This is a genomic window from Saccharopolyspora cebuensis, from assembly GCF_039542665.1.
In the GTDB taxonomy this organism is placed as follows: domain Bacteria; phylum Actinomycetota; class Actinomycetes; order Mycobacteriales; family Pseudonocardiaceae; genus Saccharopolyspora; species Saccharopolyspora cebuensis.
This window is the reverse complement of record NZ_BAABII010000003.1, coordinates 464,958-480,552: the sequence shown is the minus strand read 5'-3', so window position 1 is coordinate 480,552 and position 15,595 is coordinate 464,958. Positions and strand designations below refer to the sequence as shown.

The window sequence follows — 15,595 nt, the reverse complement described above, 5'->3', positions numbered from 1 at the left end:
GGGCCGTCGCCATCGTTGCGCGAACGGTCTTCCTGCTGGCCTGGCTCGACAGGTTCGATACCGTCATGCTCCCCCTCGGGCCCTCTCCGCTCAGCCATTCAGACCACCTCCTCCGCGGACAGCGTCTTGCGCAGCCGGGCCAGGGCGCGGTGCTGAGCGACCCGCACCGCACCTGGCGTCGAACCGACCGCTTCGGCGGTTTCCTCCGCGGACAACCCGACGACCACCCGGAGCAGCAGGATTTCCCGCTGCTTGGCCGGGAGGACACGAAGCAGTTGCGCCATCCTGCCCGAGAGCTCACCTTGCATGGCCCGCTGCTCCGGTCCCGCCTCGGACTCCGGGGTGTCCGGGAGGTCCGCGACCGGCTCGGAGCGGTTGCGCGCCAACGCGCGATGAGCATCAGCCACCTTGTGCGCGGCGATGCCGTACACGAACGCCAGGAACGGACGGCCTTGGTCCCGGTAGGTGGGAAGCGCGGTCAGCACCGCGAGGCACACCTCCTGGGCCACGTCGTCCGCGGATGCGAACGACCGCTCGTTTCGTCCGACTCTGGCGCGGCAGTACCGCACCACCAAAGGACGGATTTCCGCCAGCAAGCGCTCGATCGACTGACGATCGCCGTCGACGGCGGCGCCTACAAGAGCGTCCAGCCCGTCCCCCACGTTGGTCATCGCAGACAGCAGCCCTGGTGTTACGTCTCAAGCGACTCGGATGTGCCCGGCGTGTTCCGCGTGCCCCGCACGCCGCGCCGAAGTCACCGTACCGGGCGGGGTCCGATCGCTGAACAGGGAGTGGGGCCGGGCAGGAGTCGTGGTCACACTTTCACGTCTACCAGAATCCGCGGCAGATCGGGATTTCCCGAGGCCAGCGGGCCCCCGGATGATCTCCGGAGCCGCCGCGGCGCGGTCGCGGGCGCGGCGGGCGGAGGGCGGCGGGCCGGCACCCGGCCCGCACGACGACGTGGCCCGCGCCACGACTCCGCGCCACCCGGGCGGAACCCGGTGCGGCGCGGAGAAGTGACGCGGGCCACGAATGGTGCCGTAACGTCACCCCGCAGGTTCGGCGTCCGGTGGACGCCGCCTCACCCCGGTGGGCGCGGGCGGTGCCGCGCTCCGGGGTTCAGGCGACGAGACCGCGCCGGAAGCCGTGCGCCACGGCCTGAGCGCGGTCCCGGACCCCCAGCTTGCGGAAGAGACGGCGGGCGTGCGTCTTGACGGTGTCCTCCGAGAGGTAGAGCTCGCGGCCGATCTGGCCGTTGCTCTTGCCCTGGCTCATCCCGCGCAGGACCTGGAGCTCGCGCTCGGTGAGCTGGACGCCGGGGTCGGACGGCTGGCGCGGCGCGGGCACCGAGGTGCTGGCCAGCGTGTGCGCGAGAGCGGCGACGAGCTCCGGCCGGGACGCGTCCCAGCGGAGGTAACCGCGGGCACCACCGGCGATGGCCGCGGCGATGCTCGCCGCGTCGTCGGGGGCGCCGAACACGATCACGTTCGCTTGCGGATGCGCCGAGACGAGCCGCCTGGTGGCCTCGACGCCGTTGGGGACGGCACGCTGCGTACCGACCAGCACGACGTCGACCGCTTGCCGCGAGAAGCGGGCCAGCAGCTCGTCACCGTGCGCCACGCAATCGATCCGGCTCACTCCGGGGACAGCAGACATCACACGAGTGAGCCCTTCCCGGACGCTACGCCGGTCATCGCAGATCAAGACCGTCGTCACGGGAACTCCTTCCTGCAGGCGAGTGACGTTCCACAACCCCTATCGGACGCCGCAGCGGAAACCTTGACACGATCTGGTGCTTAATCCGTCAAGAAATTTCCGCGGGGGTTCCGGCGGGCTCGCGTCACCGGAACGGAGCAAGGTCGCGACCCCGGTCCGGCATCGCCTCCCGGACCGGGCGACACCCTCCGTACCCTGCGATGTTTCACCCGTTTGCCGGTCGCCGGACACGCAGCGGAGGCGAGTGCCCGAACGGCTGCCCGCCACCCGGGCCGTCTTGTGTGATGAGAGTCACACAGGCTCGCGGGTCAGCGGCCCTCAACCCAGCACGGTCTCCGAGACCCGGGCGACGGCGCTCTCCAGCGAGTCCAGCAGCTCGACGTGGCCCGGCAACGAGGCGGGCGCCCACCCCGCCCCCGCGACGAAGGCGCGCGCCCGCTGCCGGGTGATCGGGATGTCCTCCAGCACCCGGGGGGCGGCGTAGTGCGACTGGTCGGCCCACAGCACGACCGCGGCGGGCGCCGAGCGGCGCACCGCGGCGGCCAGGCCCTCGGTGGGCAGCGCGGCGCCGAACAGCCGGTGCCCCACCCGGTTGGCGGCCAGCGCGGCGGCCAGCGCGACGAGTTCGAGCTCCTGCGCCTCGCCCGGCACCGGGGCCAGCACGACCGGGCGCGGGTTGAGCGGCGGCGATGCCGAGGCGATCACCGAGCGCAGCGCGGTGGAAGCGCAGTCGACGAGGAGCTGCTGCGCCTCCACGCCGACCCCGGAGCGCTGCCTGCGCTCGACGACGGCGCGCAGCACCGGGCGCAGCACGGTGTTCCAGGTCTCGACCACGCCGTCGGCGTCCAGGCCCTCGATGAGCAGCTTCTGCGCCGACCAGGAGTCCAGCGCCAGCGCGGCGCGGCCGAGGCCGCGGGCGCGCGGCACGGCGCCGGAGAGCTTGAGGCCGCGACCACCGGTGTTCGAGCCGCCCTCGAACTTGAACTCCGGTTCGCCTTCGAGCAGGCCGGAGAGCATCAGCGGCTCCGGGCCCGCCTCCTGCGGCGGTTCCTCGGCCGCCGCCGGGTAGCGCTGCGGCAGCGGAGCTGCGACCGTTCGTGCGTAGCGGGCGGCTTCGGCGGGCGAAGCGCCCCGGAGCAGGGCGCGTTGCATCTGCTCCAGCCGGGCGATGTCGTCCGGGCCGTAGCGGCGGTGCCTGCCGCTGGTGTGATCGCTGGGGCCGAGGCCGTAGCGGCGGTCCCAGGTGCGCAGGGTCGCCGGGGCGACGCCGAGCCGCCGGGCCACCGCCGCGACGGTGAGCCGGGGCTGGTCGTCGTCGACCGGTACCGCGTCCTGCGCTGGGCGTTCGAGGTCCGCGGAATCGGTGGTGCTGGGGCGGTCGTGCCCCTGAACGCATTCCGGCCTCATGGTCACGCCGGTCATGTTCCGGTTCTCGTCCGCCAAGAGCAAGCCAGTTGAGCCATCCGTCTCGGATCAGCAGATCACTCGGATGATGAACAGCTTTTGGCGCGAAAGGGGTTGAACAAGCTTTGACTCGGTTCTACGGTTGGATCATGCGAGGCTGCGACGGCCGGGTCGCAGCAGGGGAGGGGAACCCCACCGTGTAGGAGGTGGTTGTCGCAATGGCGGACACTCGACGTCTTCCTGGACCGAACGCCGACATCTGGGACTGGCAGATCCGCGGTTCGTGCCGAGGCATGGACAGCGCGTACTTCTTCCACCCGGACGGCGAACGGGGGCCCGCCCGGGCCCGCCGGGAGGCGAAGGCGAAAGAGGTGTGCCAGTACTGCCCGGTGATCGCCCAATGCCGCGCGCACGCGCTCGCGGTCCAGGAGCCGTACGGCATCTGGGGCGGCCTGTCGGAGTCGGAACGCGAAGTGATCATCAAGGCGCGCAAGCGCCAGCAGATGGCCGCGGTGGTCTGACGCGGCGGCGGATGACACGAGGGGCGTCATCCGCCGCCGGGCAGCACGCGACGAGGGGCGGGACCCGCGGGTCCCGCCCCTCGTCGTGCTCGAACAGGTCGCGCTCGAACAGGTCGCGCTCGAACAGGTCGTGCTCGAACAGGAGGTCAGTGGCCGTGGCCGTGACCGTGACCGGCCTCGTCGGCCTCCTCCTCGGGCTTGTCCACCACGGCGCTCTCCGTGGTGAGCACCATCCGGGCGATGGAGGCCGCGTTGGCGACCGCGGAGCGGGTCACCTTCAGCGGGTCCACGACGCCCGGGCCAACCAGGTCGCCGTACTCCAGGGTCGCGGCGTTGTAGCCGTGGCCCCAGTCCAGGTCGCGGACCTTGGACACCACGACGGCGCCCTCCTGGCCCGCGTTGGTGGCGATCCAGTGCAGCGGCGCCGCCAGCGCGGAGCGGACGAGCTGCACGCCGGTGGCCTCGTCACCGGTGAGGCCGAGGTTGCCGTCCAGCGCCTTGGCGGCGTGGATCAGGCTGGACCCGCCACCGGGGACGCTGCCCTCCTCGGCCGCGGCCTTGGACGCCGACACGGCGTCCTCGATCCGCGACTTGCGCTCCTTGAGCTCGGTCTCGGTGGCGGCACCGACCTTGATCACCGCGACGCCGCCGGCCAGCTTGGCCAGCCGCTCCTGCAGCTTCTCGCGGTCCCAGTCGGAGTCGCTGGCCTCGATCTCCTTGCGGATCTGCTCGGCCCGCGCCTTGACGTCGTCCTGCGAGCCCGCGCCGTCGACCAGGACGGTCTCGTCCTTGGTGACGGTGACGCGCCGGGCGGTGCCGAGCACCTCCTGGCCGACCTCGGACAGCTTGAGCCCGACGTCGCTGGTGATGAGCTGGGCACCGGTGACGACCGCGAGGTCGTCCAGGAACGCCTTCCGGCGGTCGCCGAAGTACGGCGCCTTCACCGCGACGACCTTGAAGGTCTTGCGCACGGCGTTGACGACCAGGGTGGACAGCGCCTCGCCCTCGACGTCCTCGGCGACGATCAGCAGCGGACGGCCGTTCTGGGCGATCTGCTCCAGCAGCGGCAGCATCTCCTGCAGGTTGGAGATCTTCTCCTTGTGCAGCAGGATCTGCGCGTTCTCCAGGACGGCTTCCTGGCGCTCGGCGTCGGTGACGAAGTGCGGCGAGATGAAGCCCTTGTCGAAGGCGACGCCCTCGGTCACGTCGAGCTCGGTGGCCAGCGTCGAGGACTCCTCGATGCTCACCACGCCGTCCTCGCCGACCCGCTCCATGGCCTCGCCGACCAGCGCGCCGATGGTCTCGTCCCGGGAGGACACGGTGGCGATCTGGGCGATGCCGTCCTTGCCCTTGACCGGGGTGGCCTTGGCCTTGAGGGCCTCGACCACGGCGTCGGTGGCGGCCTGGATGCCCTTGTTCAGGCTGGCCGGGTTGGCGCCGGCGGCCAGGTTGCGCAGGCCCTCGCGGACCAGCGCCTGGGCCAGCACGGTGGCCGTGGTGGTGCCGTCACCGGCGACGTCGTTGGTCTTGGTGGCGACGCTCTTGACGAGCTGGGCGCCGAGGTTCTCGAACGGGTCGGTCAGTTCGATCTCGCGCGCGATGGTGACGCCGTCGTTGGTCACCTGCGGCCCGCCGAACTGCTTGTCCAGCACGACGTGGCGGCCCCGGGGCCCGAGGGTGACCTTCACCGCGTCGGCGAGCTGGTTGACGCCGCGCTCCAGGGCCCGGCGCGCCTGCTCGTCGAAGGTGATCTGCTTAGCCATCTGTTCAACAGCCCTTCAGCGATGGGTGCTCGGTTGCGTCGGGGTTTCCCCGACGTGCGACCGCCCCGGGGTCCCGCGGTCGGGACCGCCGGGGCGGCTGAGTGCACTGCGGATCGTCAGTTGACGACGGCCAGCACGTCGCGGGCGGAGAGGATCAGGTACTCCTCGCCGTTGTACTTGACCTCGGTGCCGCCGTACTTCGAGTAGATGACGACGTCGCCTTCCTGGACATCCACGGGGATGCGGTTGCCCTTGTCGTCGATGCGGCCCGGGCCGACGGCCAGGACCTTGCCCTCCTGGGGCTTCTCCTTGGCGGTGTCCGGGATCACGATGCCGGACGCAGTGGTCGTCTCGGCCTCGCTCGCCTGGACAACGATCTTGTCCTCAAGCGGCTTGATGCTCGCCACGGGTGTGACCTCCACTTTCTGGGGCCTTCGAAGCGTTGTCTGGGTCTAGCGGCTCCGTGGCTCCCCGCCGTCGCGGGTGCCGGGGCGCTCCGGCGCCGTGTGTCTAGCACTCTACCCACGGGAGTGCCAACGCTCAACAGGCACCGCCCGTCGGCGCGTCACCCGACTGCGGGACAGACGTCCCGCCGCCCGTCGTTCACCATGCGATCACCCTGTACGCGAATTCGTTTCACGTTTTTGGTGCACGCTGCCCCCGGCCCCACCACCGAGGAGGAACCGACGTGCCCGCTCCCCGACCGAACCGCCGCACCGTGCTCGCCGGCGGCACCGCGCTCGGCCTGCTCGCGCTCACCCCGGGCGCGGGTGCCGCGATCACCGCCGACCCGTTCACCCTCGGCATCGCCTCCGGCGACCCGGCCCCGGACGGGTTCGTGCTGTGGACCCGGCTCGCCCCGTCCCCGCTGGCCGACGACGGGCTCGGCGGGATGCCCGCCCGGCCGGTCGAGGTGGAGTGGGAGATCGCCGAGGACGAGGGCTTCGCCCGCACCGCGCGCCGGGGCGTGGCCACCGCCGTGCCGGAGCTGGCGCACTCGGTGCACGTGGAGGTGGCCGGGCTGCGGCCCGGCCGGGAGTACTTCTACCGGTTCCGCTGCGGCGGGCACCTCAGCCGCACCGGCCGGACCCGCACCGCCCCCGCCCCCGGCGCGCTGCGCTCCCCGCTGACCCTGTGCGTCGCCTCCTGCGCGCAGTGGGAGCACGGCTACTTCACCGCCTACCGGCGGATCGCCGAGGACGACCCGCACCTGGTGCTGCACCTCGGCGACTACCTGTACGAGCAGGGGCACCTCGGCTACCCGGTCGGTTCCGGCGTGGCCCGCCCGGTCGAGGGCGGGGAGACCTTCGAGCTGGCCGACTACCGGCGGCGGCACGCCCAGTACAAGACCGATCGGGACCTCCAGACCGCGCACGCCACCGCGCCCTGGCTCGTCGTCTGGGACGACCACGAGCTCGACAACAACTGGGCCGACGACCACCACGAGGTCTTCGGCGCCACCGAGGAGTTCCGGCGCCGCCGCCGGGCCGCCTTCCAGGCCTACTACGAGAACATGCCGCTGCGCCGCTCCTCGGTGCCCGCCGGGGTGGACCTCCAGCTCTACCGCCGGATCCGCTGGGGCGCGCTGGCCGACCTGCACCTGCTCGACACCCGGCAGTACCGCAGCGACCAGGCGTGCGGCGGGCTGATCGGGCCCTGCGGGCAGGAATCCGACCCGACCCGCTCGATCACCGGCGACGAGCAGGAGTCCTGGCTGCTGGAGGGGTTCCGCGAATCCCGCGCCCGCTGGGACCTGATCGGCCAGCAGGTCATGATGGCGCAGAACGACAGCGCGAAGGGACCGCTGAAGATCACCGGCATGGACACCTGGGACGGCTACACCGCCTCCCGGGACCGGATCACCCGGGGCTGGATGAACGCAGGCGTGCGGAATCCGGTGGTGCTCACCGGCGACATCCACGAGCACTACGCCAACGACCTCAAGCTGGACTACGACGACCCGGACTCCCCCGCGGTGGGCGCCGAGCTGGTCACCACCTCGGTCACCTCCGGCGGCGACGCCGCGGGCGGGGAGTTCGAGGGCGACCCGGACAACCCGCACTTCCGGTTCCGCAGCGGGATGCGCGGCTACCTCCGCACCCGGATCACGCCGGAGGAGCTGCGGGCCGACTTCCGGGTGCTGCCCTACGTCTCCCGGCCCTACGCCCCGGCCGAGACGCAGGCGTCGTTCGTGGTCTCCGACCGGGTTCCCGGGCTGCGCTGAACCCCGGACCTGCGGAAAGCGTCACCGGTGCTCGACCGCGCGTGATCTTCGCAGGTAGATCGGCGTGCGGGATATCTCACCAAAGCCCATGAACGGTTTCCGCCCGGAGCCGCGGTTGCCCTAGGTTCCCTGCCATGCCCGCACCGTCGAGGCCCACGAACAGGCCGTGGGAGCGCCGACCCCGACCCGCTCGTCCGCCCGGCCCGTCGGGCCCGCCCACCCGCTCCGGGTGGCGTCCGAAGTGAGCCGCCGACCCCGCACCGCGCAGGTCGCCGCCCGCTCCGCGCGGGCGGCGATCCCGGCTCCCGCTCGGCGGGAGACCGACGTCGTCCACTGAGGACACCGATCCTCCCGCCCGGCGAACAGGACCGCGGGGACGATTCCACCTCTTCCGCTGAAGTTCACCCGGAAACCACCCGACATCGGTACCTTCCGCGGGTCGACCGCGCGACGGTCGTGCCGCAGTAGTTCCCGAACGCTGGAGGACCCGATGTCCCGATCGCCCGGCAACCCGTCCCGGCGCACCGTGCTGCTCGGTGGCGCCGCCGCTCTCGGCGCCACCACGTTCGCCGGTTCGACGCTGGCCCACGCCCTGCCCGGGGCGGGTGGCCGCCCGCTGGCCGACCCGTTCACCCTCGGCGTCGCCTCCGGCGACCCGCTGCCGGACGGGATGGTGCTGTGGACGCGGCTGGCGCCGGAGCCCACCGCCGACGACGGCCGCGGCGGGATGCCCGACCGGGTCGTACCGGTGCGGTGGGAGGTCGCCGAAGACGAGCGGTTCACCCGGATCGTGCGGCGCGGCGAGGCCCAGGCCACCCCCGAGCTGGGGCACAGCGTGCACGTCGAGCTGTCGGGGCTGCGCCCCGGTGCCGAGTACTACTACCGGTTCCGCGCCGAGAACGCCGTCTCCCCGACCGGTTTCACCCGCACCGCCCCGGCCCCGGGCTCGCTGGAAGCGCTGCTGATGTGCTTCGCGTCCTGCTCGCACTTCGGCCAGGGCCACTTCACCGCGTACCGCCGGATGGCCGAGGACCAGCCGCACCTGATCCTGCACCTCGGCGACTACCAGTACGAGTACGCGGGCGACTCCGACGACGTGCGGGAGGTGCGCGGACCGGAGACCCGCACGCTGGCCAACTACCGGCAGCGGCACGCCCAGTACAAGACGGACCCGGACCTGCAGCTCGCGCACGCCACCGCGCCCTGGCTGGTGGTCTGGGACGACCACGAGACCGAGAACAACTGGGCCGACGAGGTGCCGGAGGACCCCGACGCCGGGTTCCTGGACCGGCGGGCCGCCGCGTTCCAGGCCTACTACGAGAACATGCCGCTGCGCCGCAGCGCCCGGCCGCAGGGCATCGACATGCGGCTGTACCGGCGGATCCGGTGGGGCGGGCTGGCCGACTTCCACATGCTCGACACCCGCCAGTACCGGGACGACCAGCTCTGCGGCGACGGCGTCCAGGCCGGGTGCGACGGCCGCCTGTCTCCCGACCGCAGCATCACCGGCGCCGAGCAGGAGCGGTGGCTGCTCAAGAACCTGCGCTCCTCCGACGCGCGCTGGGACGTGCTGGGCCAGCAGGTGTTCTTCTCCAAGATCGACCTCACGCCGGGGGCCGAGGAGGGCTACAACATGGACGCCTGGGACGGCTACGTCGCCAACCGCGACCGGATCGCCGACGGGCTCTCCCGGGTGCGCAACGGCGTGGTGCTCACCGGTGACGTGCACCGCCACTGGGCCGCCGAGGTCAAGCGGACCCACGACGACCCGAGCACCCCGGCCGTCGGCACCGAGCTGGTCACCACCTCCATCACCAGCGGCGGCGACGGCAGCGACGACGGCAACGAGGACGTCATCGCGGAGAACCCGCACGTGAAGTTCTCGTCCAACCGGCGGGGCTACGTGCGCACCCGGTTCACCGCCGAGGACATGCGGGCGGACTTCCGGACGCTGCGGAAGGTGACCGAGCCCGGCGCGCCGGCCGAGACCGCGCGCTCGTTCGCGGTGCAGGACGGCGTCCGGGCGCTGAACCCGGCCTGACCCGGTCACCCACCGGCACGGCACACTGACCCGGTGCGCGGACGACGGGCGAAGTGGGCGGTGCTGGCGGGACTCGGCGCGGTCGCGGGAGCGCCCGCGGTCTGGGCGCGGGCGCGCAGCGCGCACCGCGTCCGGACCGTCGCCGACGTGCCCGGCACCGAGTACGCGCTGGTGCTCGGTGCCGGGGTGCGGTGGGACGGCACGCCGAGCCGGATCCTGCGCGGTCGCCTCGACGTGGCGCACGCGCTGCTGCGGGCGGGCAAGGTGCGCCGGATCATCGTCAGCGGCAGCCCGGAGTCCCGCGGCCACAGCGAACCCGAGGTGATGCGGGAGTTCCTGGTGTCCCGAGGGGTTCCGCCCGATGCCGTGCTGCTCGACGAGTCCGGTGTGGACACCTGGCAGTCGTGCCGCCGCGCGGCGCAGGACTTCGGGCTCGCGGAGCTGACCGTGGTCACCACCCGGTTCCACCTGCGCCGCGCCATCGCGCTGTGCCGCCGCGTCGGGATCGACGCCCACGGCGTCGGCCACGACGCCGCGGCCGACGGCCTGCGCCGCGTCTCCGCCCGCGGCGCCCGCCGCGAATTCCTCGCCACCACCAAGGCCTTCTGGTGGCGCCGCTGAGGGATCCTTTCCGAATGGCCTGCGTGGCGGTGCCGGTGGCGGATCCTCAGCGGCCTTCTCGCTCCGGGAGCCGCTCGGCGATGTACCAACGACGTACACGGCGTCACGGCTGTCCTCGCGAGAAGCCCGCTGAGCGGTCACGTCCGAGCACGGGCGGCGGTGCCGGTTGACGGCCGCACCGCATGCGGCTCCGCCGCATTCCGAAAGGACCCCGAGTCTCGCAACATCTCCTGGGTGAGGGGCACCTTCATCCGGCGTAGTCGGATCAAGGTGCCCCTCACTCGGGACCGCCTCACCCGGTCGGGCGGGTCAGCGGACGAGGGTGTGGACCGGGAGCCCGGGGTCGGCGGAGAGGTCCAGGGACGACGGCGGTGCGCCCGCGGCGAGCACGTGGGCGCCGAGGGCGGCGATCATCGCGCCGTTGTCGGTGCACAGCCGGGGGCGCGGCACCCGCAGCTCGATCCGGGCGGCGGCGCAGCGCTCGCGGGCCAGCCCGGACAGCCGCGAGTTCGCCGCCACCCCACCGGAGATCACCAGCGTGGTGACCTCCAGCTCGCGCGCCGCGCGCACCGCCTTCGCGGTCAGCACGTCGGCCACCGCCTCCTGGAACGAGGCGCACACGTCGGCCACCGGGATCTCCCGGCCCGCCCGCTGCTCGCCCTCGACCCAGCGCGCGACCGCGGTCTTGAGTCCGGAGAAGGAGAAGTCGAACTTCGCGTCGCGCGGACCGGTCATGCCGCGCGGGAACGCGATCGCCGCCGGGTCGCCCTCCTTGGCCATCCGGTCGATCGGCGGTCCGCCCGGGTAGGGCAGGTCCAGGATGCGCGCGACCTTGTCGTAGGCCTCACCGGCCGCGTCGTCGATGGTGGAGCCGATCTCGGTGATCCGCTCCCCGACGCCCTCGACCAGCAGCAGCTGGGTGTGCCCGCCCGAGACCAGCAGCGCCAGGCAGCGCCGCGGCAGCGGCCCGTGCTCCAAGGTGTCCACCGCGACGTGCCCGGCCAGGTGGTTCACGCCGTAGAGCGGCACGCCGAGCGCCGCCGCGTAGCCCTTGGCCGCCGCGACCCCGACCATCAGCGCACCGGCCAGCCCGGGACCGGCCGTCACCGCGACGGCGTCCACATCGGACAGCCGCAGGCCGGCGCCGTCCAGCGCGCGGGTCGTCGTCGGCGCCATCGCCTCCAGGTGCGCCCGGCTGGCGATCTCCGGCACCACCCCGCCGAACCGGGCGTGCTGGTCGACGCTGGAGGCCACCGCGTCGGACAGCAGCTCCACGCCGCCGTCCGCGCCGAGGCGGACCAGGCCGACCCCGGTCTCGTCGCAGGAGCTCTCGATGCCGAGCACGATCCGGTCGCGCTCGCGAACCTCAGCGGTCATCCCGCGTCCTCCGCGATCCTGGCCGGGCGGCGCATGGTGAACGCGTCCGCGCCGGAGGGCTGGTAGTAGCGCTTGCGCACCCCGACCACGTCGAAGCCGTGCGCCCGGTACAGCGCGATGGCCGGCTCGTTGTCGGTGCGCACTTCGAGGAACGTCGTCGCCGCGTAGGCGTCGGCGCGGACCAGCAGCGCGCGCAGCAGCGCGGTGCCGATCCCCCGTCCCTGGTGCGCCGGGTCGACGCCGATGGTGTGCACCTCGACCTCGGCGCGCGGCGGCCGGGCCAGCACCGCCAGCCCGGCGTAGCCGACGAGCAGCTCGTCCTCGTAGGCCCCGACGTAGTAGTGGCCCTGCGCCAGCTCGGCGGCGAACGCGTCCTGCGACCACGGGTCGTCACCGGGGAAGAGCTGCTGCTCCAGCTCGGCGCACCGCGCCAGGTCCTTGGGGCGCAGCTTGAGCACCTCGGCGGTCACCGGAGACCTCCGACCGGTTTGCGCGGCGCGGGTTCGGCGGCGTCCGGGCGGCGCAGGTACCGGGGCACCAGCGGCGCCGGCTCCGCACCCGCGCGCAGCTCCGCCGCGGCCACCGCGACCAGTCCCGCCGGGGCGGGGTGGCGCGGCTCGACGGCGGTCAGCCCCAGCGCCTCGGCGGACTCCCCCGCCGCGACGGCGTACCCGTCGACCGGGACGTCCGCCGGGCGCTGCACCGCCGGTCCGCCGGTCCGGGTGCGCGCGGCGTCGTAGGCGGCCCAGTAGACCTCCTTGCGGCGCGCGTCGGTGGCGACCAGCAGCGGCCCGTCGTGCCCGGCGGCCACCGCGATCGCGTCCAGGCCGCAGACCGGGTGCACCGGCACGTCGAGGGCCTGGCCCAGCGCGGCGGCGGTCACCATGCCCACCCGCAGTCCGGTGAAGGGGCCGGGGCCGTCGCCGACCACGATCGCGTCGACGTCGGCGAGCCGCCTGCCCGCCTCGTCGAGCGCCGCGAGCAGGTGCGGCATCAGCAGTTCGCCGTGGGCCCGGGGGTTGACCGCGACGCGCTCGGCCACCGACCGCGGTCCGCCGTCGTCCAGGACGACGAGCCCGGCGGTCACGGCGGGCGTCGAGGTGTCCAACGCTATGACGAGCACGGTGGACCAGCGTACGTCAGCCCAGGTCACCCCCAGGACGCGACCCGCACCAGCCACCGGACCACCCCACCCGCCCCGTCACCGGGCGTCACCCGACCACACCCCAGGTGAGGGGCACCCTTGCCCAAGTAACTCGGACAAGGGGGCCCCTCACTCACTTCCCGAACGGGTGAGGCGACGGTGGGGCGGAAGCAGGTGAGGGGCACCCTGCACCACGTGACGTGGTACAGGGTGCCCCTCACTCAGGACCCGAACGGGTGAGCGCTCCCGTTGGGCGTCCGGGGCCGCCGCTACTGGACGAGGGCGGGTGGGAGGTCGGTGCCCGGGGGCAGGGGGCGCCTGGCCAGGAGGGCGTCGTCCTGGCCCGCCCCGGCGAGCACGGCCCGGGCGTGGGACTCGGGGAGCGCGTTGAACCAGCGGCGCGCCAGTTCGGCGCGGGCGTCGGGGGCGGCGGTGCCGTGCAGGCGGAGCCGGGCCATGCCCCCGTCCGGGAAGATGTCCAGCCGCACGTGGCTGACCTCGGCGCGCACCGGGAGCCGGAAGTGGTGCCGGGTGTCGGGCTGGAGGCGGGTGCGCGGCAGCAGCTCCGTCCAGTTCCCCGGGTCGTCGAGGTCGGCGGCGCGGGCGTCGCAGCCGGACAGCGACGCCCAGCCGGGCGCGTTGCCGAGGAAGTAGCTGGTGTCGAGCTCGGCCCAGCGAACGGTGCCGGGGGCGGCGAGCCGCAGCGACACCCAGTCGTTGCCGTCGTCGCGGCGGCGGGCGGTCTCCCAGCCCTCCCCCATCACCCGGGTCAGGCCGGGGGCGAGCAGGTTGTGCGGCGAGGAGTAGAACATGTCGCTGCACCCGACGACCTGGCTCCCGTGCTCCAGGGCGGCGAGGTCGAACTCGGCGGGCACCCACCTCGGGTCGGCGACCGGCTCGCCGTGCACCCGCAGCCGGGCGATGCCGCCGTCGGGGTGCATGCACAGCCGCACGTGGGTGTAGCGGCGGTCGCCGCCAACCTCGAAGTGGTTGCGGACGTCGCCGCGCACCGGGGACCGGGGCAGCAGCTCCTCCCAGTCGGCGGCGGCCAGCTCGTCGGGGCTCGGGTAGCCCTCGACGGCGCAGCCCTGGACCGAGACCTCCGGCGGGTAGTTGCCCTTGAAGTGCGCGGTGTCCACCACGAGCCGCCGCACGATCCCGGGCAGCCCGAGGCGGACGATCGCGAAGTCGGTGCCCGGTTCCCGCCGCCGCCGCGTTTCCCAGCCGTCGTAGACCTGGCCCTTGTGCCCGAAGGTGTAGGTCTGGAACACCGGCTCGGCGGGCTTGATCAGGTTCTCCCGCTCGGCGAACAGCTCGTCGTTGGCGCAGACGACGCTGCCGCCCACCGCGCGGGACGCCAGGTCGGGCAGCGTCGCGGTCGTGCTCATCGGTCCTCCTGCATCGAACTACCGGGTCTGGGTGCGGCTGAGCAGCGCTCCGCGCGCCACCGGGTCGGTCACCTCCGGACCGACGATCGGGGCACCGCGCAGCCAGGTCTGCCGGACCGCGCCGGACAGCGCGCGCCCGTGGTAGGGCGACACCGGGTTGCGGTGGTGCAGGTCGGCGACGTCGACCACGAAGGCCTCGTCGGGGGCGAACACGCACAGGTCGGCGTCGGCGCCGACCTCGATGCGGCCCTTGTGCCGCAGCCCGGCGAGCGCGGCGGGGCGGTCGGCCATCCAGCGCACCACGTCGGCCAGCTCGTAACCGCGCAGCCGGGCCTGGGTCCACACCGCGGGCAGGCCGAGCTGGAGGCTGGACACCCCGCCCCAGGCGACGCCGAAGTCACCGATGTCGAGCCGCTTGAGCTCGGGCGTGCAGGGCGAGTGGTCGCTGACCACGCAGTCGATGGTGCCGTCGGCCAGGCCGCGCCAGAGCAGTTCGCGGTTGGCCGCCTCGCGGATCGGCGGGCAGCACTTGAACTGGGTGGCGCCGTCCGGGATCTCCTCGGCGGTGAAGCTGAGGTAGTGCGGGCAGGTCTCGACGGTGACGCGGACCCCGTCGGCGCGCGCGGAGGCGATCATCGGCAGCGCGTCGGACGAGGACAGGTGCAGGATGTGCACCCGGGCGCCGGTGCGCCGGGCGGCTTCGAGGACGTGGGCGATGGCGAGGTTCTCCGCCCCGCGCGGCCGGGAGCCGAGGAAGTCGCGGTAGTCCTCGCCGTGCGCGGTGGGGGCGTGCTCGATGGCCTCGGAGTCCTCGGCGTGCACGATCATCAGCGCGTCGTAGCGGGCGACCTCGCGCAGCGCGGCGTCGAGCTCGGCGGCGTCCAGCGGCGGGAACTCGTCGACCCCGGAGTGCAGCAGGAAGCACTTGAAGCCGAACACCCCCGCCTCGTGGAGCCCGCGCAGCTCGGCGAGGTTGCCGCGGATCGCGCCGCCCCAGAAGCCGACGTCGATGTGCACCTGGTCGCGCGCGGCGTCCTGCTTGACCGCGAGCGCCGGGGTGTCGGTGGTCGGCGGCAGGCTGTTGAGCGGCATGTCGACCAGGGTGGTGATGCCGCCCGCGGCGGCGGCCCGGGTGGCGGTGCCGAAGCCCTCCCACTCGCTGCGGCCGGGGTCGTTGACGTGCACGTGGGTGTCGACCAGGCCGGGCAGCAGCACCTCGTCGTCGGCGAGCTCGACGGTGCGGGCCGCGGGCAGCGGGGCGTCGAACGCCTCGACCGCGGCGATCCGCTCGTCCCGGACGGCGACGGCGGCCGGTGCCGTGCCGCGCGGGCCCACGACCCGACGCGCGCGGAACACCAGATCGAATTCGGCTGTGCCGGGCACTGCATCTCCCTCC

General features: G+C 73.3%; 14 protein-coding genes. 4 read left to right on the top strand and 10 right to left on the bottom strand.

Annotated elements, in window-relative coordinates:
* Positions 1 to 98: 98 nt before the first annotated feature.
* The 3 genes from ABD976_RS05120 to ABD976_RS05110 all read right to left on the bottom strand — a co-directional run bounded on the left by ABD976_RS05120 (position 99) and on the right by ABD976_RS05110 (position 3,138).
* Positions 99 to 671 carry a sigma-70 family RNA polymerase sigma factor gene (locus ABD976_RS05120; RefSeq protein WP_345357881.1) on the bottom strand — a complete coding sequence of 191 codons (573 nt, stop codon included), beginning with the start codon at positions 669 to 671 and terminating at the stop codon, positions 99 to 101.
* 448 nt (positions 672 to 1,119) lie between these two features.
* Positions 1,120 to 1,716, bottom strand: a complete 597-nt coding sequence (locus tag ABD976_RS05115; protein WP_029536209.1) for a response regulator transcription factor — start codon at positions 1,714 to 1,716, stop codon at positions 1,120 to 1,122.
* Between the two features lie 318 nt (positions 1,717 to 2,034).
* A complete protein-coding gene (locus ABD976_RS05110) occupies positions 2,035 to 3,138 on the bottom strand; it encodes a MerR family transcriptional regulator (RefSeq protein WP_369775676.1) in 1,104 nt (367 codons plus the stop codon).
* Between the two features lie 200 nt (positions 3,139 to 3,338).
* Between ABD976_RS05110 and ABD976_RS05105 the strand changes: the two genes are divergently transcribed.
* A complete protein-coding gene (locus ABD976_RS05105) occupies positions 3,339 to 3,641 on the top strand; it encodes a WhiB family transcriptional regulator (protein ID WP_345357877.1) in 303 nt (100 codons plus the stop codon).
* Positions 3,642 to 3,787: 146 nt separating this feature from the next.
* Here the strand turns inward: ABD976_RS05105 and groL are convergent, their stop codons facing one another.
* Positions 3,788 to 5,404 (bottom strand): chaperonin GroEL, encoded by a 1,617-nt coding sequence (groL, locus tag ABD976_RS05100; protein ID WP_345357874.1) that lies wholly within the window; start codon positions 5,402 to 5,404, stop codon positions 3,788 to 3,790.
* Positions 5,405 to 5,520: 116 nt separating this feature from the next.
* The gene (gene groES / locus ABD976_RS05095; RefSeq protein WP_345357871.1) at positions 5,521 to 5,826 is read right to left on the bottom strand and encodes a co-chaperone GroES; all 306 of its coding nucleotides are present in this window, start codon (positions 5,824 to 5,826) and stop codon (positions 5,521 to 5,523) included.
* Between the two features lie 266 nt (positions 5,827 to 6,092).
* Here groES and ABD976_RS05090 point away from each other — a divergent pair, with 266 nt between their 5' ends.
* The 3 genes from ABD976_RS05090 (at position 6,093) to ABD976_RS05080 (ending at position 10,290) form a co-directional block, all read left to right on the top strand.
* Positions 6,093 to 7,628: an alkaline phosphatase D family protein gene (locus tag ABD976_RS05090; protein WP_345357868.1), complete on the top strand. Its 1,536-nt coding sequence runs from the start codon at positions 6,093 to 6,095 to the stop codon at positions 7,626 to 7,628.
* Between the two features lie 490 nt (positions 7,629 to 8,118).
* Positions 8,119 to 9,669 (top strand): alkaline phosphatase D family protein, encoded by a 1,551-nt coding sequence (locus ABD976_RS05085; RefSeq protein WP_345357866.1) that lies wholly within the window; start codon positions 8,119 to 8,121, stop codon positions 9,667 to 9,669.
* A gap of 33 nt (positions 9,670 to 9,702) precedes the next feature.
* Positions 9,703 to 10,290, top strand: coding sequence for a SanA/YdcF family protein (locus ABD976_RS05080; RefSeq protein ID WP_345357864.1), 588 nt, complete (start codon positions 9,703 to 9,705; stop codon positions 10,288 to 10,290).
* Positions 10,291 to 10,599: 309 nt separating this feature from the next.
* On the opposite strand, the gene tsaD is transcribed toward ABD976_RS05080, so the two are convergent.
* From tsaD to allB, 5 genes are all read right to left on the bottom strand, one after another.
* Positions 10,600 to 11,667 carry a tRNA (adenosine(37)-N6)-threonylcarbamoyltransferase complex transferase subunit TsaD gene (gene tsaD, locus ABD976_RS05075; protein WP_345357861.1) on the bottom strand — a complete coding sequence of 356 codons (1,068 nt, stop codon included), beginning with the start codon at positions 11,665 to 11,667 and terminating at the stop codon, positions 10,600 to 10,602.
* Complete coding sequence (rimI, locus tag ABD976_RS05070) at positions 11,664 to 12,137, bottom strand: ribosomal protein S18-alanine N-acetyltransferase (RefSeq protein ID WP_345357858.1); 474 nt, start codon at positions 12,135 to 12,137, stop codon at positions 11,664 to 11,666. Before rimI ends, tsaD begins: the two co-directional genes overlap by 4 nt.
* Positions 12,134 to 12,790 (bottom strand): tRNA (adenosine(37)-N6)-threonylcarbamoyltransferase complex dimerization subunit type 1 TsaB, encoded by a 657-nt coding sequence (gene tsaB / locus ABD976_RS05065; protein WP_345357855.1) that lies wholly within the window; start codon positions 12,788 to 12,790, stop codon positions 12,134 to 12,136. Before tsaB ends, rimI begins: the two co-directional genes overlap by 4 nt.
* Positions 12,791 to 13,080: 290 nt before the next feature.
* A complete protein-coding gene (alc, locus tag ABD976_RS05060; protein ID WP_345357852.1) occupies positions 13,081 to 14,199 on the bottom strand; it encodes an allantoicase in 1,119 nt (372 codons plus the stop codon).
* An 18-nt stretch (positions 14,200 to 14,217) separates the two neighbouring features.
* Positions 14,218 to 15,582, bottom strand: a complete 1,365-nt coding sequence (gene allB / locus ABD976_RS05055; protein WP_345357849.1) for an allantoinase AllB — start codon at positions 15,580 to 15,582, stop codon at positions 14,218 to 14,220.
* Positions 15,583 to 15,595 lie beyond the last annotated feature (13 nt).